The sequence below is a fragment of the Paenibacillus sp. FSL H7-0350 genome, assembly GCF_038593195.1.
Taxonomy (GTDB): Bacteria; Bacillota; Bacilli; order Paenibacillales; family Paenibacillaceae; genus Paenibacillus_AQ.
Window position 1 is genome coordinate 7,278,992 of record NZ_CP151972.1, and the last position, 23,773, is coordinate 7,302,764.

General features: G+C 47.9%; 18 protein-coding genes. 13 read left to right on the top strand and 5 right to left on the bottom strand.

Going from position 1 to position 23,773, the window contains the following annotated elements; all coding sequences use genetic code 11:
- Positions 1–592 precede the first annotated feature (592 nt).
- The 3 genes from NYE24_RS32620 to NYE24_RS32630 all read right to left on the bottom strand — a co-directional run bounded on the left by NYE24_RS32620 (position 593) and on the right by NYE24_RS32630 (position 3,602).
- A complete protein-coding gene (locus tag NYE24_RS32620) occupies positions 593–1,105 on the bottom strand; it encodes a Pycsar system effector family protein (RefSeq protein WP_342477625.1) in 513 nt (170 codons plus the stop codon).
- Positions 1,106–2,006: 901 nt separating this feature from the next.
- Positions 2,007–3,422, bottom strand: a complete 1,416-nt coding sequence (locus NYE24_RS32625; RefSeq protein WP_342477626.1) for a hypothetical protein — start codon at positions 3,420–3,422, stop codon at positions 2,007–2,009.
- A 57-nt stretch (positions 3,423–3,479) separates the two neighbouring features.
- Positions 3,480–3,602 carry a hypothetical protein gene (locus tag NYE24_RS32630; RefSeq protein WP_342477627.1) on the bottom strand — a complete coding sequence of 41 codons (123 nt, stop codon included), beginning with the start codon at positions 3,600–3,602 and terminating at the stop codon, positions 3,480–3,482.
- Between the two features lie 299 nt (positions 3,603–3,901).
- Here NYE24_RS32630 and NYE24_RS32635 point away from each other — a divergent pair, with 299 nt between their 5' ends.
- The 9 genes from NYE24_RS32635 to NYE24_RS32675 all read left to right on the top strand — a co-directional run bounded on the left by NYE24_RS32635 (position 3,902) and on the right by NYE24_RS32675 (position 15,286).
- Positions 3,902–4,273 (top strand): MerR family transcriptional regulator, encoded by a 372-nt coding sequence (locus NYE24_RS32635; RefSeq protein WP_342477628.1) that lies wholly within the window; start codon positions 3,902–3,904, stop codon positions 4,271–4,273.
- A gap of 5 nt (positions 4,274–4,278) precedes the next feature.
- Positions 4,279–5,109 carry an NAD(P)-dependent oxidoreductase gene (locus NYE24_RS32640; protein ID WP_342477629.1) on the top strand — a complete coding sequence of 277 codons (831 nt, stop codon included), beginning with the start codon at positions 4,279–4,281 and terminating at the stop codon, positions 5,107–5,109.
- 220 nt (positions 5,110–5,329) lie between these two features.
- A complete protein-coding gene (locus NYE24_RS32645; RefSeq protein WP_342477630.1) occupies positions 5,330–7,138 on the top strand; it encodes a sensor histidine kinase in 1,809 nt (602 codons plus the stop codon).
- Between the two features lie 3 nt (positions 7,139–7,141).
- Complete coding sequence (locus NYE24_RS32650) at positions 7,142–8,773, top strand: response regulator (RefSeq protein ID WP_341024283.1); 1,632 nt, start codon at positions 7,142–7,144, stop codon at positions 8,771–8,773.
- 172 nt (positions 8,774–8,945) lie between these two features.
- Positions 8,946–10,334 carry an extracellular solute-binding protein gene (locus tag NYE24_RS32655; RefSeq protein WP_036693518.1) on the top strand — a complete coding sequence of 463 codons (1,389 nt, stop codon included), beginning with the start codon at positions 8,946–8,948 and terminating at the stop codon, positions 10,332–10,334.
- Positions 10,335–10,439: 105 nt separating this feature from the next.
- Entirely contained in the window at positions 10,440–11,342 is a 903-nt protein-coding gene (locus NYE24_RS32660) for a sugar ABC transporter permease (protein ID WP_036693549.1), read from the top strand.
- 14 nt (positions 11,343–11,356) lie between these two features.
- A complete protein-coding gene (locus tag NYE24_RS32665; protein ID WP_341024288.1) occupies positions 11,357–12,193 on the top strand; it encodes a carbohydrate ABC transporter permease in 837 nt (278 codons plus the stop codon).
- Positions 12,194–12,256: 63 nt separating this feature from the next.
- Complete coding sequence (locus tag NYE24_RS32670; RefSeq protein WP_036693514.1) at positions 12,257–13,267, top strand: glycoside hydrolase family 130 protein; 1,011 nt, start codon at positions 12,257–12,259, stop codon at positions 13,265–13,267.
- 57 nt (positions 13,268–13,324) lie between these two features.
- Positions 13,325–15,286 carry a carbohydrate-binding protein gene (locus NYE24_RS32675; RefSeq protein ID WP_083677927.1) on the top strand — a complete coding sequence of 654 codons (1,962 nt, stop codon included), beginning with the start codon at positions 13,325–13,327 and terminating at the stop codon, positions 15,284–15,286.
- A 79-nt stretch (positions 15,287–15,365) separates the two neighbouring features.
- Here NYE24_RS32675 and NYE24_RS32680 read toward each other — a convergent pair whose 3' ends face one another.
- Together NYE24_RS32680 and NYE24_RS32685 are read right to left on the bottom strand one after the other, a co-directional pair.
- The gene (locus NYE24_RS32680; protein WP_342477631.1) at positions 15,366–15,962 is read right to left on the bottom strand and encodes a hypothetical protein; all 597 of its coding nucleotides are present in this window, start codon (positions 15,960–15,962) and stop codon (positions 15,366–15,368) included.
- A gap of 18 nt (positions 15,963–15,980) precedes the next feature.
- Positions 15,981–16,574 (bottom strand): TetR/AcrR family transcriptional regulator, encoded by a 594-nt coding sequence (locus tag NYE24_RS32685; protein ID WP_143804305.1) that lies wholly within the window; start codon positions 16,572–16,574, stop codon positions 15,981–15,983.
- Between the two features lie 136 nt (positions 16,575–16,710).
- On the opposite strand from NYE24_RS32685, the gene NYE24_RS32690 reads away from it, so the two are divergent.
- From NYE24_RS32690 to NYE24_RS32705, 4 genes are read left to right on the top strand one after another with little or no spacing between them, the layout of a single operon-like run.
- Positions 16,711–18,363 carry an ABC transporter ATP-binding protein gene (locus tag NYE24_RS32690; protein WP_342477632.1) on the top strand — a complete coding sequence of 551 codons (1,653 nt, stop codon included), beginning with the start codon at positions 16,711–16,713 and terminating at the stop codon, positions 18,361–18,363.
- Positions 18,360–20,069, top strand: coding sequence for an ABC transporter ATP-binding protein (locus NYE24_RS32695; RefSeq protein WP_342477633.1), 1,710 nt, complete (start codon positions 18,360–18,362; stop codon positions 20,067–20,069). Before NYE24_RS32690 ends, NYE24_RS32695 begins: the two co-directional genes overlap by 4 nt.
- 8 nt (positions 20,070–20,077) lie before the next feature.
- The gene (locus NYE24_RS32700) at positions 20,078–21,877 is read left to right on the top strand and encodes an ABC transporter ATP-binding protein (protein WP_342477634.1); all 1,800 of its coding nucleotides are present in this window, start codon (positions 20,078–20,080) and stop codon (positions 21,875–21,877) included.
- Positions 21,816–23,636: an ABC transporter ATP-binding protein gene (locus NYE24_RS32705; protein ID WP_342477635.1), complete on the top strand. Its 1,821-nt coding sequence runs from the start codon at positions 21,816–21,818 to the stop codon at positions 23,634–23,636. The genes NYE24_RS32700 and NYE24_RS32705 overlap by 62 nt, the downstream gene beginning before the upstream one ends.
- Positions 23,637–23,773: the final 137 nt, after the last annotated feature.

The window sequence follows — 23,773 nt, forward strand, 5'->3', positions numbered from 1 at the left end:
TCCGTTTAATGTAAAGGAATTTCAACTTAAACTTTTGTACCTCTTATTGGTTCGTCGATGCGGGAAATTCGCAAACGGCTGCTCCCGATGAACAGTTTGACGAACATGGACGCTGCAGAAAAGATTGTCTATCTGGAGGCAATGAGTTACAACTAGAGATGGAGCCAGCGTGTAGTAAGCGGGTTTGGGGATTCCAAGACGAAAGCAGTCTTGAGCAAAAAATTCGCAGAAAAGTATCCCCCAGCTCAAGCGAACGAAGAATAAAACCGACGACCTCAGACAATTGGTAATGAAAGTGAATTTTCAGGGGGGGGGATACCCCCTGATCCTTTGAGAACCATTCATATCCATTGTTCCAATGGGTATCCTACAACCCTTAAAGATAATTACACAAACTTCTTGACGCTACCTTGTTTTTAACCAGTTGTTAAATATTCATCAAAGTATTAGAGAACTTTTGGTCAAGAATTGTGCAAAACGATACTTCTCTCGAGAAAGTTAATTCAATATTTGTATTTTTAAATGTTTACATGTATATGAAATCATTTAGTGATTTTATGTTTTTATTAGGAAATTTTATTGAAAAAATTATTTAACTAACAAACCATGTTAAACCCGCCCCTATAATGCTAATCCCAAGGGTTTTGTAAGCAAGATAAATCCAGAAGTACTTTTTTTTGCATATGATTGCTAAGGCGTGATTTTGTTTCATTAATTCATCTGCAAAAGCGTTTTTGTTTTGAAATCTTCGCTTCATTTCAGTTACATAATCATTGCTGGTATTGAAAGCTCCAATACCACCCCAAGAATGATATAAAGACTTATCGATGGAATACCTTGGCCATATAACCCTGCTTAAGAAGTACATTCCTGCAGCCATCCCTAACAGGAACACCAGATAAAGATAGAATGGATAGTCATGGAGGGCGTCTGTAATACCATCTTTCCATAAATCCTTCATTTCAAGAGAAAAGAAAGCAAATAAGACTCCAACAACACTTAGTGTTATGCCGGCTTTTGCATCAGCAAATTTAATATAGTCAGATATATAAACTGACTGATGTTTATGATAATCAAACTGAAAATTTTCATCCGCATTATTCATTATTTCACGCTCCATACCAATATTGTTCGTTTGCAGATCGCAGATTTACTGGCAACAATCTTACATTTTCGGCTACTACAGCAATACTTTTATATTGAACCCAAATATCATAATTCATTCCAACAGTGAATCCGCTCTCTTTAACTGTTATTACGATTTCATAAGATCAGTAATTTGCCTGATTCAGCATATTAAAGAACAAGAAATGTATTACGCTCGCCGCAACCGCGGCGCCTTATCTGATGTGAAACTGTATCATTTTTTTAGATTAATATGAAAGATGACTAGCTTTAGCTATAAGCTTAATAGGATAAATGACAATGAAAATTCTTTTCTGTTTTAATCAATAAATTAAATAAGGATTACCTCATTTCTATTTCTCAGATGTTGGGTTAATCACCTACATCTTGAGAGTAGATTTAGAAGGTATTACTTTTTTATGCTTAAAATTCTTTTCCGTTAAAGTTAGAATATGTTGTTTCTTATATTTCAAATTGAAATTTGGGATTGTTCATCTATAGGCGATTCATATCAGATCAGTTACCCATTTCATCAAATTCTTTCGTTAAGAACTTCGTCGTTAATACTTACTGTAAAATGACATTTCTTTTTACAGTCAAAACGTTTAGTGACATTTCATCATACACTAAGTGACACAAACGTCTTACAAACAGCCTATAATACCTGCTAATTTAGTGACAAATCAAAATACAACGGACAGTGATGGGGGGGGAATCCTTCTATTAGCCCCTCAAGGAATTCCCTCTTTGTCTTCGATAACAGGCAGTAAGACGAAATCTATAAATACACAAACAAGGCAGTCCTCAAAAATGAGGAACTGCCTTGTTGCATATGTAGGAGTGGTAACGGAAAACGCCCAGCGCATTTCCCATCTGAAGAACTAATTGGTGGTCTTTACCAGCTCCCGGTGTGCTTTGATTAGATATCTATCCGTAGTCTTTTTACCATGGACATATACATAAAAGGAGTCATTATTGGAGGAAAGAACATTAAATCTGCCGGTTACTGTCCCGGGATACGCTTGTCTAATAGTGCTTTCTAAGGAGTTATCGAGATAAGAATTCTCGCGCAGCGCATAATGGTCAACCTGTTTCAAATCAGCATCCAGCTTTAGCATGTCATATCGATCTTCCCCTGTTTCCTTGCCTCTAACATAGACATTAAGATCAGCGGGGGCAGCCATACTATTACTTCCCCTTGTCTCCAGTCGGGAAGCAGGCATATTGGCTGCCTCGAGAGAACCGATGTGCATTTGCCCCAGGTAGACTGGAAAGGTAAGTTTAGACATTTCTTTTCCGTTTGCAGGGTTCAAGGTTACCATATAGTTTGTCCGGGAAGCCTTGTCCTCGTATTGCAGATAGATATAGCCAGCTCTGGTCATTAATTTGGGAGTTTCTATTACTTGTTTAGGGTACGTATTTTTCCAGAGCAGATTCCCTTTTAGGTCGTATTTCTTTAATGTGGTATCGTCATAATAATGAGAAAAAATAAGAAGCGAGCCATCATCCATTATTCGTAATGAAGTTTTTGCTCTTGTAGGATTCGGATCTTTATAATCTGCCTTCACCTTATACAGCAGCTTAAGTTGTGTATTGTATACCTCATATACGGTTTGTTTATTCCTGTTGTCCAGAAACACGTAGTAGCTTTTGCTTTCAGTGGCAAAATATTTAGGAACCGCCAGTTCTTTAGGAAGCGGCTGTATTTTGCCAGTGGCGGCGGATAAGCTGAGATTTTTATCAAGTGAGGCAAAAATAAGCTCTTTGTTGCTGCTGGTAAGCATAAAGTCATACGCCCCAAGAGCATCAATAGCAGTAGACCAGCGGATTTTCCCTGTATTGCTAAGGCTGATTGCCTTGTAGTTTCTCTCATTTCCCTTGGCTGGAGGAACCAGCAGATATACATTACCTTCGGGGTCAACGAACGGGTGAATCGTGGCGTTTAGTTTACCGGGAGGAGTATAGCGCCACTTCATTTTGCCGTTATGATCTACTACGAATATACTGCGGGTATCCATGTCTTTATTATCGTGTCCGATAAAATATGTATCTCCCGAGGCAACTGTAATAGGAACACTGTAGTACACATCTGACCGGCTATTGACATAGATGGGATGGGAAACGAAATAAACCGGCGACAGTCCCTGTTCATACATGGGCAGTGTCCAATCCAGAACATATTTATATTCAGGCGGTGAAGGATCCTCTATAGAAGTTCCGTTAGCGTAGGTTTGTCCGGAATAACATAGCGGAAAACCTATAAGTAATACGATTAGTGCTTTTGCCCACAAATACATAAATTGCCCTCCAATATAAAATAATTCTCTTGAAGTATAATAGTAACATAATTTGTACTATGAGAATGTAATAACAGGCAACACTATAGGCAAATCAATGAACAGCAGATTACCGCTGCCCTCGGCGGTGATACCGTCAGGCTGGGTCAGGTTACGGCTAATCGTATCTGCCAGCAGCAACCAGCCGCCGATCTCTGGAGACTGTCACGCCTGCACCGATAGTAGTGGGCTCATTCAAAGCTAGCAATTCAGTGTTCTGGATTTGTAGAGCACATAAAAGTCAGTACCCCACACATTGTCCGCTGTAACTAGAAATGTTACCATCCAGTAAATATTTTTTCACCACGCACATCACCACTTTCAAGAAACTATTGCCTTAAACTTAAGTTTAAGGCGTACAATGAATTCAAGATTCACCCTTATGGGCGGGAGTCATGTATATCGGAATATATTATCTTACCGGAAATGGAGGTCTCAAGGTGAGTTTATCCATTAAAGAGGCTTCGGAAAGGCTGGGGATTCCTCCTCATACCATCCGATTTTATGAAAGGAAAGGGTTACTGCCATTTCTTCAACGCGACCCTTACGGAAATCGGATTTTTGAAGAGAGGGACATGGAATGGATTAACCTGATGATATGGTTTCGCGCGACCGGCATGACCGTTGCCGAATTGAAACAGTTCGTTGAGCTGGCCGTCCAGGGCGAAGCGACCATTCCGCAAAGACAGGATTTGCTGGAAAAGCATAAGCAGAAGCTTCAAGAAAGGCAATTGGAGCTTGATAGAGCGTTTGATGCGGTCAATCTAAAACTTGCCAAATATGCGGAAATTCAAAACGAAAAAAGGAAGTGAAGGCTGTGACAACACCTGTTGGACTGATTGGACTGGGGAATATGGGGCAAGCTATGGCTCTTAATCTGATCAAAGCCGGTTACACGCTTAGAGTATACAATCGAACAGCAGGCAGAGCTGAGCCTCTGGTCGCGCTTGGGGCCGAATCCGTCTCCAGGCCGAGCGAAGCCGCTACAAAGGGTAATATCGTCATTACTATGGTATCCGGCGATTCCGCGCTCGAAGATATTGTGCGGAGCGAAGGATTTATGGAACGGCTTGGACGTGGAGGCCTTCATCTCTCGATGAGTACCGTTTCGCCCGCCACCTCTCGGAAGCTCGCCGATTTTCATGATGAATATGGGATTCATTATGTTGAAGCGCCGGTTTTTGGTCCTCCCGAAGCGGCTACTGCACGAAAACTATGGATCTGCATCGCGGGAACGAAGGAGGCGAAGCAACGAGCATTGCCGCTTCTGGATGCGATGGGGCAAGGAATTTTTGATTTCGGTGAAAGGATCGGCTCAGCCTTAATCGTCAAGATTTGTGGCAACTTCATTAGCTTTACGGCTATGGAAGCCATGATGGAGGCGTGTAGAATGGCGCAAAAAAACGGAATTAATCCTTCAGAAATGATGGAAATGCTCTCTCGGACGATGTTTACCGCTCCGGTGTATCAAAATTTTGGCAAGTTAATTGCGCTTAATGCCGAGCAAATTACGTTGCAAGGTCTCCCGAACAGCTGGATTGCCGTCAAAGACATCGGGTTATTCAAGGAGAGAGCAGTCATGGCGGAGACGGAGGCGCCGCTCGCTAATTTATTAAATGACCTGATAAGCGAATCTCCTTCTCTTTAACAGTCGCATGAACAACGAAGTTATTAACAAAGATAGATTATAATGTTTGTATTAATAAATAGCACTTCCCCACATTTTGGGGAGGTGCTATTTTAATAGATAGTATAAAAAATATCCTCATCCCCTATCTTGACGCCGGGCCGTAGCAGCCGTATTGTACAAGTGACAAGAACGGACAACCAAAGGGAGGTACAAGGTACATGCTTCAGAAGGGAAAGCTATGAATACATTGACAGCCTATGGCCGCAAGCTCAGGCGGCAGATCGCCGGCAGGTATTACCGGATATCCATCAAGCAGAGGATTCTGTTCTCGTTCATCGTGCTGATCACGCTGTCCATCGGTGCAATGGGCACCTTCTCGTATTGGATTGCTGCACAGGAGATCGAGGACAATGCCTACGCCGGCAGCCGGGAGACGGTAAACAAGACGGCACAGCTGCTGGATTCCCGCCTGAATGATGTGGCGCTGTCCGTGCAGTCCCTGATGCTGAGCGATGCATACCGTAAGATGATGCTCGATGTGTTCAGCCACGATGTGTCGAATTATTATGTGCATCTGTCGGATCTGCAATATGTGCTCTCCCAGGCAACGTTCAATCAGCCGATCATTGAGAACGTGCTGATCGTTACCCCGATTGGAGATTTCTATTCGACTACGCAGATCCGGGCGCAGGACAACTCTTTCTACGGTTCGGAATTATATGATCTGAGCAAGGAGCAGCCGGGCGGCTACTGGGCCAAAGGACATTATGACCGGTTGTTCACAGGCAGCCAGCGGGTGGTCTCCTTCGTAGTCCGGGGAATTTATGAATACCCTTACACGCCGATCAGCAATGTATTTATTGTGGTCAATATCAGGGAGGGCCGGATAGATGAGCTGCTGAATACAGGCGGAGCACAAGCGGGGAGGAACTATTATCTGGTGAGCAGGGAAGGAGAGGCGGTGGTGGAGTCCCGCTGGCCGTTCCGGGGCAGGTTTCCCTGGAAGCCGGTGCTTCCCGAAGCCGGGACAGCAGCCGATCCGCAGGATCACTATTACAGCTACGGCGGCAAGGAATATCTGGTTAATTATACAGGCTCAGCCTCATCACCCGACTGGATCATCTCCGGTATGCAGTCACGGGACCAGCTGCTGGGCAAGCTGCAGCGGGTGCAGCGCATCACCCTCTATGTCATCGCAGTCTTCCTGCTGGCCACCTGGCTGATCTCCAATCAGCTGACCTCTGTGCTGCTGAAGCCTCTGTTCAAGCTGCGGCGGCTGATGCGCAGAGTCGAAGAGAACCAGCTCAGTGTGGTGTATGAGAGCCGTTATGAGGACGAGGTTGCCCAGGTCGGCTTTCAGTTCAACCGGATGATGTCGGAGATTAAGACGCTGATCGCGGATGTGAAGACCAAGGAGGAGGACAAGCGGCATGCAGAGATCCGTGCCCTTACGGCGCAGATGGAGCCGCACTTTCTGTACAATACGCTCAATACCATCTATTGCAAATCGGTCATGGGCGAGAATGACGATGTGAACGAGATGATCCTGTCGTTGTCGCAGATGTTCCAGATCGGGCTCAGCGGCGGCAAGGATCTTATTACCCTTGCGGATGAGCTGTCCCACATGCGGCAGTATTTCGCTATTCAGCAGAAATGCTATGAAGGTCTGTTCGAATACACGGTGACGGTAGAGGACGAGGCCCTGCTGGCCTGCCTGCTGCCGAAGATTATCCTGCAGCCGGTGGTGGAGAACAGCATTCAGCACGGGTTCAGCGACCGTACCGGCGGAGGCTGGATTGATATCACGGTCAGCCGGGAGCAGGGGCTGCTGCATATTTGCATTACCGACAACGGACGGGGGCTTGATGCTGCACAGGTCAAGCAGGGGATGGTCAAAGCCCCCCAGTCCAGAAAAGGCTATGCCCTGTTCAACATCAGGCACCGGCTGGCCTTGTATTACGGGGCCGAAGCCCGTATGGACGTTAGCGGCGGGCCAAGTAAGGGATCACGGACGGATCTGTGGATTCCGCCTAGGGAGGAGAGTTGAAGGATGTACCGGAAGCTGGAGCCGGAAAGGTTCAAATTATGTGTAATCGACGATATTAAAAGTGTGGTGGACATGGTCTCGCGCAAGCCGCCGTGGCAGGAGCACGGTATTGAGATCACCGGGACGGCGCTTGACGGCGAAGCGGGACTGCAGCTCATCCGCGAGACCCGGCCGGACATTGTGCTGACGGATATCCGGATGCCAAGAATGGACGGCCTGCAGATGACCCGGGCGATTCTGGAGGTGCTGCCGGACTGTAAGATTATTATTCTCAGCGCCTACTCGGAGTTCTCTTATGCCCAGGAGGCCATCCGGCTGGGGGCGCTTGATTTTGTGAAGAAGCCCTTTTCCCTGGAGGAGATTGTGAATGCAGTGCTGAAGGCCAGGGAGCTGTGCCGGGAGGAGCGTCAGGAGACCGCCAGACTTGCTGTGATGGAGGCTAGAATCAGAGAAAGTCTGCCCATCCTCCGCCAGGAATATCTCACCTTCCTGCTGCACCACCAGACGACAGAGGCGGATGCCCGTTCCCGCTGGGCCTATCTTGATATCCCGCTGGACCAGCATGATTTCTTCGTGTTTGTCGCCGAGATCGATCATTTCGCGGAGAAGCTGAGCAGCCAGCCTGTGCAGGAGGTCGAGCTGCTGCGGTTCAGCCTGCACAATATTCTCGAAGAGACGATTTCCTCCCTGACCCGCGGCGTTATTATCCGGGAGGCGACAGACCGGTACGTCTGCATCATGAACGGCTCGGACCCGGAGACTGCCGCGCTGATTACGGAGGCCTGCTGCATGAATGTCAGCCGCTTCTCGCGTCATACCCTTTCAATTGGCGTGGGCCTGGGCACGGAGGCGATTCAGGAGCTGGGAGCGGCGTACAGACAGGCGCTTAGCGCGCTGGGGTATCATTTCTATACCGGAGGCAACGGGGTATATCATTATAGCAATATCGAGAATAAACCTTTCTCGCTCCATAGCTATTCCGCCGCCGCTGAGCAGGAGCTGCTGTTCGCCCTGCGTTCCGGCAATTCTGCCAAAAGCCTGCAGGTGCTGGACCAGTTGTTCTCGGAGCTGCTGGACAGCGGGCTTTTGCCTGATCCGCGTTATGTTGAGAGTGTCGGCTATGAGCTGAGCTCCAGGATCTGCCGGGTACTGCTGGAGCAGTTCCCTTACGGGCAGGTGGAACCGCTGGAACTCAGAATTGCCGCCATGAAGAATCAGGTGCATCCTTCCCTGCAGGATATCCGGGACCTGCTGTCCTGGCTGTGCCGGGAGGCTTGTACACTAGTTACGGAGGCCCGTTCCCTGGAGTCCACGCGGATTATACGCCAGGCCGTCGAATATATCCATAGTCATCTGGATACGGGGCTGTCGCTGGAGCAGATGGCGAAGCAGATTAACCTTAGTCAGGGGTATTTCTCCAATCTGTTCAAGAAGGTGCAGGGGATTTCGTTCCAGCAGTATGTGATGCATGAGAAGATGGAGAAGGCGAAGGCGATGCTGATTAGCGGCCGGCAGGTTCAGGAGATTGCCCAGGAGCTCGGGTATGAGCACAGGCGCTATTTCAGCGAGGTGTTCAAGAAATATACCGGCATGACCCCGTCCGAGTTCAAATTGCATTATCTTGGAAAAGAATAGGGAACAGCAGGGGAGGGATTTCCGCAGGGCGGAGATTACCTCCCTTATCTGTATAGAACTCCTGCAAATATCTGCCCTTAATGTGGGCTTACCCGCCTTATCCGGATGCGCCAATCCGTCTATAATCAGATTGTAAGCGAGTACATAAGGAATATATAAGGGGGCACAACCAATGATGAAGCGTATGCTAATGACATCTCTGAGCCTGGTTCTGGCACTTGGCTTAGCAGCCTGCGGCAACGGTAACAGTGGCGGCGGCAATGCAGCTGAAGGCACGGGAGACGGGGCGAAAGCTGGTTCGGGGGAAAAAACTAAAATCAGCTATTGGACAGGCGACCGCCATGATGCAGATTTCGTGAAGGAGAAGGTAGCCGAGTTCAACGCATCCAATAAGGACGGGATTGAAGTGGAGCTGGTCGTCAAGGGCGATGACTTCGATACCGCGCTCGACCTGTCCTTCCAGACCTCTGATGCACCGGATGTGATCCGGGTGAAGGAGAATACCGTTCAGACCTTCTACAAAAAAGGCTTTCTTGCTCCGATTGACGAGTTCCTGAGCGATGAGCTGAAGGCGAAATTCCCGGCCATGCCGGATCTGAATGAATTCGAAGGCAAGCGTTACAGTCTGCCGAACTTTGGAACGACCATGCGTCTGGTGTACAACAAAGATCTGTTCGCCAAAGCGGGCATTGAGCATCCGCCGGCTACCTTGCAGGAGCTGGTGGATACAGCCAAGAAATTGACAGCAGCCGGCAAAGCGGACGGCGCTTACGGCTTCGCCCTTAACTTCAAGAACCCCGGCAGTGCATTCGCACGTTCGGCACGGGTGGTTGCGGAAATGAGCGGCTATGGCGGCTTCGGGTATGATTTCAAGACGGCCCGCTTTGACTTCAGCGGCTTCGAGCCGATCATCAATGCCTTTAAGCAGATCAAGGACGACGGCAGCATGCTGCCGGGTGTAGAATCGCTGGATATTGATCCGCTGCGGGCACAGTTTGCGGAAGGCAAGATCGGAATGTATATGTCCTACTCCTCAGAGCCGGGCGTCTATAAGAATCAGTTCCCGGCCAAGATTGACTGGGCGGCAGCTCCGGTTCCTACCATCGACGGCAATGTGAAGGGGGCTTCCGGCTTCCTCGGAGGCCAATGGCTGGCGCTCAGCTCGAAATCAGAGCACAAAGAAGCAGCCTGGAAGTTCATGGAGTTCATGTACGGCGATCAGGTGCTGACGGATTATCAGGAAAAAGGCTTCGGCATCTCCATGGTTCCATCCATTAGCGCAGCAGCCAAGACACCGGATGTGAACGGCATTGAAGGCTTCCTGCCGAATAAGAACGATGGAGTGTGGCCGGTCTATCCGTCTGTAGCACCGGAAGGAATGAAGTCGGATGACGCCTTCTTCAAATATATGCTGAACGGCGGCGACCTCAAGGCGATTATCGCTGATCTGAACAAACGCTATAACGCTGCACTGGACAGTGTGATTGCGAATGACGGCGTGAAGGCCGAGCCGGATGCCGGCTTTGATCCCGCCGCTCTGGGCGGCAAGTTCGCCAAGTAGACGGAAGGTTAGGGATAGAGATACAGGTCAGGATAGCGGGGGATGGGGAAGCTGCTTCCCCATCCCTCTGCTCTGGCCGCAAGGAGAGGAGCCGGAAGAAACCAGATGAACAAAACGAAACATGCCTTATTTTCATATAGCTTTATCTTTCCAAGTGCCTTGCTCACATTGGTCCTCGGAATTTACCCGATTGCCTGGGCGTTCCGCTATATGTTCTATGATTACAAAGGGTTCGGAACGGCCCGGTTTACAGGCTTGGCCAATTTCAGCCGCATCCTGAAGGACACCCAGTTCTGGGATTCGGTGGTGAATACATTTGTCTATGCAGGGGGCAAGCTGCTGATCACCATTCCGCTGGCCCTGCTGCTGGCAGCCATATTGAACCGGGGGCTGCGGGGCAGACAGCTGCTGCGGGGGATTTTCTTCATGCCGACCGTCATCAGTACCGCCGTAATGGCTGTAGTCTTCTTCACGATTTTCAACTCATATAACGGGATTCTTAACCAGTTCCTGATCCGCTCGGGCCTCTCGGATTCCGGTGTGGATTGGCTGGGGCCGAAATATGCCATGCTCACCGTCATTCTGGTTGCGGCCTGGGGGGCGGTCGGCAATTATATGCTGCTCTTCCTCGCCGGTCTGCAGAATATTCCCGAGGATGTGTATGAGGCCTCTTCCCTGGACGGGGCAGGAAAAATCCAGCAGTTCCGCTATATCACCCTGCCGATGCTAGGGCCTGTCATGCAGATGGTTATTATGCTGGCGATTATTACAGCCTTGAAAGGCTACGAGAGCATCATGGTTCTGACTGAAGGCGGTCCTGTAGGCAAGACGGAGGTCATGTTCCTGTATTTGTACAAATTATTTTTCCCTGTCGGCGGGGGCAGCGCGGCGGTCCAGGTCCAGGAGTTCGGATACGGCAGTGCGGTTGCCTTTGTGTCTGCGGTCATTGTAGGGATGATATCACTCATTTATTTCTACGCATCCAGACGCATGAATCAGACCGATTGAGGAGAGAGGCTATTATGAGACTAAGAACCATACTGGGCAAAACAATCCTGTGGATATTTTTGCTGTCGTTTGCTTTTATCACCCTGATTCCGGTTGTGATCACCATCCTGGGCTCCTTCAAGACTAATGCCGAGCTTACTGCGGGTGCGACCTTCCTGCCGGAGAGCTGGCACTTCTCGAACTATGCCGAAGCCTGGGCGCAGGCCAATTTCTCCAGGTATACCCTGAACAGCCTGATTGTCTCCCTGGCGGCGGTGGTCGGCACGCTGCTGGTATCATCCATGGCGGCTTATGTGGTGGACCGGATGGATTTTGCCGGCAAAAAATGGTATATCGGACTGCAGTCCTTCACCATGTTCGTAGCTGTAGGGGCGGTCGTGCTGCGTCCGCAGTTCGATCTGATGGTCAAGCTTCATCTCCACAGCAGCCTGTGGGGGGTTATCCTGATTCTGATCTCCGCCCATGCTTCGATCTTCTTCATTCTCGCAAGCTTCATGAAGGGGATTCCCCGCGAGCTGGACGAGGCGGCGCTAATAGACGGCTGCTCTCCCGGCCGGACCTTCTGGCGGATCATTCTGCCGCTGCTCGGACCCGGACTCGGCGTAGGTGCCCTGTTCACCTTCCGTGGCGCGTGGAATGAATATCTGCTGCCGCTCGTGTTCACGATGACGAAGCCGGAGCTGCAGACGCTGACTGTCGGACTGGCGAACCTGAAGTACGGGATTTCAGCCGCTTCCCAGACCCACTATATGATGGCGGGCGCCTGCTTGTCCATTCTGCCGATTCTCGTGGCCTATCTGTTCGCCAACAAATCCTTCATGCAGATGACGGCCGGTTCCCTGAAGGGGTAGCAGTCCGGTCCTGCGCAACCCATATTCCATGTTTAACATTCAACATTCAAGGAGGTACACCCCATGACTCAACACGTTCCGGCGATTCTACAATCCGCCCCGTTCATCCGGCGGTATCCGGGCAATCCGGTGCTGGATGCATCGAAGGTTCCTTACCCCACCGCACTGGTATTCAATGCCGGTGTAACGAAATTCAACGGCAAATATGTGATGATCTTCCGCAATGATTACGGCTCACTGGCTGATCAGACGCTTGAGCCGCACCACACCACGGATCTCGGTATTGCCTACAGCGATGACGGGCTGAGCTGGACCGCCGGCCCGAAGCCGGTGTTCAAAATGCATGACGAGGAGACTATCCGCGCCTATGACCCGCGCCTGACCGTAATCGGCGGCCGCTGTTATATGTGTTTTGCCGTGGATACGCGCCATGGCATCCGCGGCGGGATTGCCGTTACCGATGATCTGGAACACTTCGAGGTGCTTAGCCTGTCTACACCGGACCTGCGCAATATGGTGCTGTTTCCCGAGCTGATCGGCGGCAAGTATGTCCGGCTGGAGCGTCCCTTCACAGTGTACAGCCGCGGTGGCCGGGACCGCTTCGACGCCTGGATCTCCGAGTCGCCGGACCTCATACATTGGGGCAACTCCAGCCTGCTGCTTGCCGTCGAGCAGGTGCCGTTTGCCAATGACAAGGTCGGTCCGGCCGCGCCTCCCGTCCGGACGGATAAGGGCTGGCTGACCACCTTCCATGCGGTGGATGTAGACCCGGCCAGGGGCAAGCACGGCTGGGAAGACACCTGGAAGAAGCGCTATACCGCCGGAATTATGCTGCTGGATCTGGAGGACCCCCGCAAGGTGATCGGCATGAGTAAGCAGCCGCTGCTGGCACCGGAGGCGGATTATGAGATCGGCGGGGGCTTCCGCAATCATGTGATTTTCCCCGGAGGGATGATTCTGGAGGATGACGGCGAGGTCAAGATCTATTATGGCTCTGCGGATACGGTGGAATGCCTGGCAACGGCCCATGTGGACGATCTGCTCAGGCTCTGTCTGGAGCCGGGACATAAATAAGATTGGAAGCTGGCTGAGGGCGGAAATATATCGACTTTATGAAAGAGGTGTTTATTTATGTTGAAAAGGTTCAAATTATTAAGTGCATTATTAATTTTTTGTATGGCCAACCTGTTACCGGTCTTTCCTTTGACAGCAAGCGCAGCGGGTACAATCGTAAGCTATCCATTACCGTCGATCTATACCACGACCAGTCAATACACGGTAACAGCAGACTCTACCAATATACCGGTAATCGACACTTCCGCGGTATTTGTAAACTATAATTATTGTAATTTCTCTTTTTCAGGTACGACTACAATCACAATTACAGCAAGCGAGCCCATCAATACCTATAATATTTCTCCCAAAGCTTTGGGAATCACTGCAACCAAGAGCGGAAACACACTTACCTTTACACTTTCATCGCCAACCTATCTCATCGTCAAAATCAATAATCTGAAGGATCTGGTGATTGCGGCAGATGCGCTTGAAACCAATGTTCCGGCTTCCTCCGGTACAGGGATATATAATGTTAAAACCGGGTATGGTGCTGACAGTACCGGTGCCACTTTGGCTACAACTGCCATACAAAACGCTATCAATGCGGCTAACGCAGCAGGCGGCGGTATCGTATACGTTCCAGCCGGAGTATACAAGAGCGGGAACATTGTTCTAAAAAGCAATGTTTCGGTTTATCTGGAGGGTGGTTCGGTTATACGGGGTTCAGGAAATCCAAGCGATTACACTACTCATTTCCACAAGAATTCTCTGAATAAGGATGGAACATGGTTTATCTATACCGAAACCAATGCAAACAATATTAAGATATATGGCAGGGGAACGATTGACGGCAATGGCCATTATATGCGAAACACAAACAATTATTTGAACAATATTCTTGTACCCTTGCAGTGCAGCAACTTCACGGTTGACGGCATAACCATCAGAGACAGCGGCGGCTGGGCTACAATCGTTACCAGATCCAACAACGTCACCTTCCAGAATACCAAGCACTTCAACAACAATGAGCTTGATTATGAGAATGATGCAATCGATATTCAAGAGAGCCAGAATGTACTCATCAAGCACACTGTAGCCGTATCGGAGGATGACACTTACTCCTTTAAGACATGGGATGTAGCCACTACGGATATCGCTGCCAACTGGCCGGGAACTTCTGAGAACCAGTCCAATGTAGTTGTGGATGATGCTTTGGCCTGGAGCAGATGTGGAGCATTCAAGGTTGGAGATGGTGTGAAACAGCTTCAGGATGGCATCGTTGTTAAAAACTCTTATGTATACCGGTGCTGGCGCGCTTTAGCGGTAGGTCATCTGTATGGAACTCCAGCAGCACAAAACATTGTATTTGACAATATAGATGTAGAAGGCTTCTGGCCAAGATCCGGTGTTCACTCCAGATGGTTTGATCTTTCTGCCAAAACCGGCCCGATCAAAAATGTGGTCTATAATAATATCAATTTACGCGCTTTAGGTGAAGTTTCAATCATGAAGGGTTGGAATGACACCTCTACGGTCTCTGGAGTTACACTAAACAATGTTCGCGTCGGTGGAGCTGCGGTAAATAATTTGGCAGATTTGAAAATAACAGATACGAACAGCTATGCTGCAGATCCAAAATTCAACACATTAAAATTTGAAGCGGAAGGCTATAACCTTAGTTCAGGTGTTTTATCCTATGAGGCAAGCACGGATGGCGGGCTGGATGTTGGTGGAGGGAGTAATGGCGACTATATCGCATTTAAAAATGTAGACTTTGGCAGCACAGCTAAAACAAGCATTGATTTGAAGGTTGCATCCGCTAATTCCGGCGGAAGGATCGAATTCCACTTGGACAGTCCTACAGGCACTATGCTGGGTTATTGGACGGCAGAAAGCACGGGCGGATGGCAGACATGGTCCCTCAAGAATATCCCGCTTACTGCCGGGACAGCTGTAGGGACCCATACGGTATATGTTACTTTTGTGAAGTCAGATTCAACCACAGTGGCAAATTTAACTTGGTTCCAGTTCAAATAGAATAGAAACGGTTTGATTTAATTGAAATAAGCTGGATAAAGGGGCGTATCAAATGATATGCCTCTTTATTCAGCTGAATTTAAAAATGTTGAATCGATGAATTTAAGTAATCGTAAAGGGGCTGTGGATTCCAGATTTGAGCTTCAATGTATTCAATATAAGGCCCCATACCTTCCCAAAGTGCAGTTCTGCCTTTATCCTCTGGTGCACCGTAAATATCCTCTAACCTATCTAAGTCAGAGAGAGTAAAGATTCTCCCATGATACTGTGATTGATAATGAGCAGATTCCTTATCTGCTCCCAGCCAATAGGTAACCATGCTATCGGGATAAGTGAAGCTTATATCCTGGTGCGAAAAAACACTGAGCGGAACACGGATTCTGCTTAATTCAAGGGCAGACAAGTGATCTTCCATCCATTGAGAGTAGCCCAGCACTGCATAGAGTGGATAATTTTCTTGGGGATTTCCCCCTTGTGCTATAAATTCACTCCTTACCCATTGTTCAGCTTGCCGTCTATTATGTAAATATTGAGCAGGTTCCTTGAATCTATCGGCAACCGGGTTATCCACATATAAAGACTCCATAACTTGAATTGCATCAGAATCACTTAATGCGGATAGGCTGCGGAATGGTGTATCACCCTGTCTATAATAATGAGTCAGAAATGTAATCATGGTTCTCCTCTTCAGTAATTATTTTTTGGAAAGTGCACTACATTTCAATACATAATACATTTCCTCAAGCATGACTACCGCGTCGTCAATGGTAAGTTCCTGCGAGTTCATGTGGATCATAACTCCAATTCCGAGCCAATATGCCGAGAGCTTCTTGAACATTTCCCGGGTTTTTATTGTACTCATCGTGCATAGCTGAGGATCTAACTGGAGAAACGCCTGATAAATCTCTTCATTAAGCAGGTCATCATTATACTTGGTGTAGTCACTGCTGTACTCAGATAAAAATAACAATCGGAACAGATGCTTCTCTGCTTGAGCAAAAAATAAACAACCTACTGCCAGGTTCATTGCAGGTTCATTCTTCTCATTGCTGTATTGTTTGATCTCATTTAATGCGAAATCAACAGTACGCTTGTATACATCTTCCTTGACCTCTTCCATACTTTTGTACAATCGGTAGACAGGTTGAGTAGAACATTTTAGCTTTACCGCGATATTTCTGGCTGTCAGCACCTCGAATCCGGCTTGGCGGGTTAGTTCAAAAGCTGTAAGGGAGACCTGTTCCCGAGTAATTTCTGCTTTTGGCGGTATTTTTCTCAACTCCTTCAACTGAAATCAAGAATAACAACTGTTATGTAACTTATGTTATTATCGCATCAACAAATTGTCAATCCCTATAATCCAACAGGTTGTAGATTTCCTGAATTATAGTTATATTTTGGGAAATGCATGAAGGAGATAGGGAATGAAGGTTCTTATTCGCTTTTGTAAGCCATATCTAAGATCATTTGTGTGGGTCTTTGGGCTTAATGTGCTTATTGGCTGTACGGAGCTAGCGTTGCCGTATTTGCTGATGCAGATCATTAATGGTGCAAGTGCGGTGCATGCGGATGGCGGAGCGTGGGTATACGCGAGTCTCTGGGGATATGTTCTTCTTCTCGGCGCGGGTATTCTGTTCAAATATTGGAATCAAAATGCCGCGAACCAGTCGAGTCTGCTGATTGCCCGTGATCTGCGTGTGGATGGATTCGGCCGGTTGATCAGCCATCCCTATAACTCGTCGAAAGATAAAGCAGCGGGGGATCTGATTACGACATTATCCAGTAATATTATGGTGGTGGAACAGTTCATCAGACAGGAGCTTCACCAGTTCATCTACCAGCCTGTCCGTCTACTAGGGGCCATCATTTTTATGCTATGTATAAGCTGGAAGCTCCTGGTGGTATCTCTGCTGATTGTGCCTGTCTCGTTATGGCTGTCTCATAGAACGGTCACCTCCATTTCTTCGGTGTCTAGACAGTTATCTGATCAGACGGCTGGACTCACCTCCATACTGAACGAAACCCGGCGAGGGATGAAGACGATCAAGGCGTATCAGCAGAACCGTTGGTTTATTGACAAATTTCAGGGGCAAACCCGGAGTGTCCGGTTAAAGGAGCTCACTCTGGAACGGAAACTATCTGCTCTAATTCCTGTGCAAATTGTAATCAGTGCGTTCCCCTATGCCCTATGTGTACTTATTGGCGGGTACTTTACGCAGAAGCAGCAGATGAATGTGGGTGAATTAGTTAGCTTCCTTCAGCTCCTGAATTATCTGGTCCGTCCGCTATCCCTGTTGCCGGGGATGGTGTCGAGTGCCAGACGTCTGGGAGGAGTGCTGTCCCGGATCGCAGAGCTGTATGAAGAGAATGAAGTGGAAGGAGAATATGTGGAGCTTCAGGGCCGCGAAGGTACACTATCCTGTGACAAGGTATCCTACGTCTATAAAGACAAGGTAGTGTTATCTAATATTAGCTTCAAGGCGGACTCCCCTGGAATCACTGTCATTGCGGGGAGAAGCGGCAGCGGGAAGAGTACATTAGTCAAGCTGATCTGTGGTTATGATAGACCCTTAGAAGGCACCATTACACTATTCGGGCATGATCTTCGTCAGGTAGGCTTCCATTCGGTAGCCCCGTTAATTGCATTCGTTCCGCAAGAGCCTTATATCTTTCCGGTCTCGATTCTGGACAATATTGGCTACGGGCGGCTGGATGCCACGCGCGAGGAAGTCATGGAAGCAGCTACGGCAGCAGGTGTGCATCGATTTGTCCATGAATGGCCGGAGGGCTATGACACTGTAGTCTCTGGCGAGGCGTTATCTGGAGGGCAACGGCAGCGGATATCCATCGCCCGCGCATTGTTGAAGAACGCTCCAGTGCTGATTATGGATGAGCCAACCTCTGCTTTGGATGCTGTGGCTGAGCAGGAATTGATAGATTTCCTAAATACATATAAGCGGGAGCATATGATTATCATCGTCTCCCACCGGCTGGCAACGATCAAGGCTGCGGATCAGCTGGTTATTCTGGATCGGGGACAGCTTTTGCATGCGGAAGGTGAGGTGGCGGTCCGTTGAGAGCAGATTCTTCCATCCGTGCATTAGCCAGCTTGTTATGTAGAATGAAGGCCTATTCCATACCCTATCTGCTCTGCCTCATTGTTGAGAACGCTATCGGAGTAGGGCTGAATCTGGTTCTGGCCTTTGTCTACATGGATTTATTTGCTGCGGTAACTAAAAATGAACCGGGCGAGCTGTGGGGTTCGTTTGTGCTTTTTATCCTTAGCCTTAGCGTGACGTGCGTTCTTCACCCTCTGTTTCGCTTTCTTGGCATGAGGTCAGTGAAGAGAGTGATGGAAATCTACCGCAATCAAGCGTACGAGCATTTGCTTTCCTTGCCCGTTAATTCCTATAATGACCACCGGCAAGGTGAATTCATTTCACGGCTAACCCATGATTTAGACCAAGTAGAGCGGATGTACACAGATCATCTTAGTGCGTTGTTATCTACGATTTTTTATGGCATGGGTTCGATTATTGCCCTGTGGGTTCTGAATTGGAAGCTGGCAATTGGAATCATTGGCTGGGGAATGCTCTCAACTTACATCAATAGTCACTTGAGCAAACGACTCTCTCAGGGAAGCAATCATGTGCAGGAGAGCCAGGCTAGACTATTGGATATCATTGTTCAAGGGATAGGCGGCAGAGAAGTAATTGCACTCTTCCGGCTTAAGGGAATCTTCCAGCAGAAGCTGAATGCACAGAATGAAACCTATATTCACCACTCCTATCAATTGGGCAAAAAACTCTCTGCCTTCGATGGTATGAATTATGCAATTGCATCCCTGAGTAATATTGGCATATATATGGTTGGAGCAGTTCTTGTGTATAGGGGTATGCTCCCCCTGGCTACATTGATTGCAGTGACCCAGCTTCAGCATGGGGTAACCTCAAGCTTTGCCAGTATGGGAGGAACGCTGCATCAACTGAAGACATCTCTGTCAGGAACCAGACGTTTCTTCGAGCTGTTCGACTATGAACCGGAGGAGATGAAAGGCAGAATAGAGCTTGTCCGTTCCGAAGCTTATCTAGCATTTGAGAATGTCAGCTTCGGCTATGGGCGAAGGGGGCCGGTGATGATAGATTCTGAACTGGAACCGCAGCAGCTCTTGCACAATATATCTTTCAGAATCGATCCGGGTAGTTTTGTGTGTCTGGTTGGAAGCAGCGGGAGCGGGAAAAGCACGATAATGGAGTTGCTCCTCCAGTTTCAGCAAAGTCCGACCGGGGAAATCTGTTTGCCTGATGCTTGCGCAGGCGAATGGAATGTGGAGCGGATTCGCAGCAGGATGGCTTATGTTCCGCAGGAGCCGTTTCTTTTTGCAGGAACGATTGAAGACAATATCCGTCTGGGCCGCCCGGGAGCCAGTGATGAGGAGATATTCCAAGCGGCCAGGGAGGCCGATATCATTGAATATATGATGTCCTTGCCCGGGAAGCTTCAGAGTCCAGTACTGGAGAGGGGCCAGAACCTGTCGGGAGGACAAAAGCAAAGAATTGCATTGGCGAGAGCCTTGCTTAGTCATGCCCCCATTCTTTTATTAGACGAGGTCTCATCCGCACTTGACGCACAATCTGAGGAGAACATTGTACAAGCCTTACAGCAACGCGCCCATGACCGGCAGCAGATTGTCATATTGATTACGCACCGCAAGTATGCGTGTGAACACGCAGATAAGGTCATCTACCTGAATCAAGGACAGATCACCGTTTGCGGGAAATGAAGGAGAGAATGGATGAAATTATGCTCAAGCAAGCCATAAAATCGATTGCTATTTTATACAAATATGCTCCCTATCTGATCATCTTGAAGTTCTTACAGATCCTGCTGCTTGCTCTGACCACTCCGCTGACGCTATACATAACACAGCATCTGATTGATTCTTTACAAGGTTATATCAATAATGGTGTTCCGCTGAATCAGCTTGTCCAATGGGGAGCAGCCTTGGTGGGCACCTTGCTCTTCACAGCGAATAGTACCTTCATGGACAGCATGATTACCCTACGCTTAAGGAGTAAGCTGAACCAGAATTTTATGGAAGAGATTGTGGGGAAATTTAACCGGATGGAGTACTCCTGTTACGAGGATTCGAAGGTACAGGATCATTTGAACAAAATGGGGAATCACCCGGATGAGAAGATTCTGGAGGTGCTGATCCAGACCTTAACGATGATTTCGCAGCTGGTCAGCTTAGTGAGCTTGATGGCTATTTTTTTACAGGTATCGGGCTGGTTCACTGTGGCCTTCCTGGTTATTTTCACACTAATGGTGGTACTGAACTTCAAAGCCATGGAAATGATGAACGGACTGTTCACCAGCCAATCCCGGGATGAGCGTGAACTATCCTACTTGGGGGGACTGCTAAGTGACAAAAGGCCCCTCTTTGAACTCAAGGTATTTGGTGCGGTTGGATACATACAGAGTAAATGGAAACAAAAATCGGAAAAGGTGCTGAAAGAGCGGTTGATGACTACGATAAAGTCTCATCGCTATTTTGCTGCCAGCAGCTTCTTACTTCTGATGTGGATAGGACTGGTGATCTTTGAGCTGATTCATGGAGTCATGGAGCGGCGGATTTCAGTCGGGCTGTTCGTTTCTTTGATTGGAGCATCCGGCAGTATTCTGGGAATTGCAGATGATCTGTCATTGCTGTTCTCCCGGTTGTCTCATCGTTGTATGGAGATTATGCATTATGAAAGGTTCATGCAGCTTCCAGAGCGGCAAATTACAACTGAATCCGAGCAACCGGCATCTGTAAACTCTGAACCGTATCCATTCATAGAATTTAGAGATGTCTGTTTTACCTATCCAAGGACAACAGAGCAGGTGCTGAAGAAGGTCTCCTTCACCATTAATCAGCATGAGCATATTGCTTTGGTTGGCGGGAATGGGGCCGGTAAATCGACAATTGTGAAGCTGCTAGTAAAGCTATATGTTCCAGATCGCGGAGAAATATTGATATATGGTGTACCTTTGAACCAGATTAGTCAAGAAAACCTGAGAAACAGCATCGGGATTATCTTTCAGGATTACGGCAAGTATTCATTGACTCTTCGTGAGAATATTGCTTTTGGTAACATAGCCAAAATAGGACATGACAATGACCTCAGAGGCGCTCTGACTAAGGCAGCACCGGATGGGTTTTTGTCTGATTTGGATACAAATTTAGGGAAGATTGCGGAGAACGGTATAGATCTGTCCGGAGGACAATGGCAGAAGATTGCCATGGCCCGTGCCTATTTAACAGATTGCCCTTTCATGATTATGGATGAACCGACAGCGGCATTAGATCCGGTGGCTGAAAGTGAATTGTACGCAACTTTTAGAGATATGATGGGTGAGAAGGGTTGCTTATTTATCTCTCACCGTTTGGCGAGCGCCAGATTCTCTGACCGTATCTTAGTGCTCCAAGACGGTGCTATTACAGAAGACGGAACTCACGAACACTTAATTAGTCAGAAGGGTATGTATGCAAATCTATGGAGCAAGCAAAGCTCTTGGTATAGGGACAGTGATGATCATGAAGGATAAATACACACCGCTGGTGATTGTGCTCAGAGTATACAAGCAAACATTGAAAGCGGCTCCCTGGTCAGGGATTTTGTCCCCGCTGTATTATTTGCTTGAGGGCATTTTCCCGGTATTTATAACGATTGTATCAGCCAGACTTTTTAATGAAATTTTCGCTTACACACAGGGCAGGACGGAGGCGGAGTCTCTTTTTGTCTACGGGGGAGTTCTGCTGGCAGGCTATGTATTGAAGCAGATTCTTCAGTTCATCTCTAATATCACGATCAATGCCGGAGTCTATGAACGATGCACAGACTATCACAAACAGGCTATAGCCCACAAGAGCTCCCGGTTACCGCTGATTCAATATGAGGACTCTGAGACCATGAACATTAAGACCCGGGCAATGGATTGTGTGAACCGTGAGGTTCTTAGTCAAATCTATATGTCCTCCGCCGTATTTGTTACCAGCGCTATTAGCATTATCTCATTGGTGTCTGTGCTGGCCAGCTACAATCTGCTGTTTATTCTGTTGTCTTTGTTGACAGTCATGCCCTACTTTATTGCCAGAAGGCTGCGTGGTAAGGACTTCTATGCGCTCAAGAAGAGACAAACCAAACGAGTCCGCTATAGGGATTATCTTTGGGAAATGTTCAATGATAAGACAGCAGTGAAAGAAATGCGAACCATGGGGTTCGACCAGTACTTAAGAGAGCAATTCAAAGAAACAAGAGTTGAGATCAATAAGGAGTTATGGGAATTCAGTAAAAAGGATGCATTATCCTTACTCTTCTGCGATACGATTCGTGTCATTGGTTATACGGCGAGTGTCGTTCTCGCACTGGTCCTAACCATATCCGGCAAGATTAACATAGGCTTGTTCGGAGCAAGCGTTGGGGCTTTCTTATCTGTGCAGAATGAAACGAAGAAATTCTTAATGGATTTGGGCAGCCTTCCTGAGAAAATAGCCTTCGCCAAGGATTATTATGCTTTTTTGGACTTACCTGAAGAGCGTAACGGATCAGTGCAAAAAGATAGTCTTACCGAAAGCATAAGACTGGAGCAGCTTGAATTTACTTATCCCAATGCAGGTGACAAAACGATTAAAGGAGTCGATCTGGAAATTCATAAAGGTGAGAAGATAGTGATTATAGGAGAAAATGGAAGCGGGAAAACGACACTCTCCAAGTTAATTTTGGGGTTATACCCCGTTCAGCGCGGAACCGTTACTTATGATGGAGAAGCGCTAGCGGAGCTTAATCAGGAGGCTCTCTTCCAAATGATCTCTATCATTCCTCAGGATTTCATGAGATATTCCCTTACGCTAAGAGAGAATATTTGTATTTCGGATCTGGGCAGGTCTGATGCTGACCGTGATATCTTGGATGTGCTGGAAATGGTTGAACTGGATATTGACCCCGCAGGGCTCGATCGTACACTGGGGAGAGAATTCGATGGGGTAGAGCTTTCAGGCGGACAATGGCAGAAGCTCTCTATCGCCAGAGGATTATTCAAGAATAGTGAGCTTATCGTGATGGATGAACCGACTAGCGCTTTGGATCCGCTGATTGAGCATCAAATCCTGATGAATTTCCTTACGGTAGCTCAGGGCAAGACTGCAATTATCGTCTCACATCGCACAGGCCTGTGCCGGCATGTGGACAGAATTGTAGTGATGAAGGCCGGTGAGATCGTCGAAGTCGGCAGCCACAGCGAGCTGATCCAGAGAGATGGCGAGTATACAAGGTTATATACAACCCAAGAGCAGTGGTATGTTTAGCAAAAATTATAGAGCCCATACCTTGTAACGGTTTGGGCTCTTACTCACTATCAATCTCTCGATACCATAGAGGCAAAGCCAGCAAGCCGCTCGGATTATCATGCTCTGGAGGAGCATCAAAAAAATATCAAGTATGC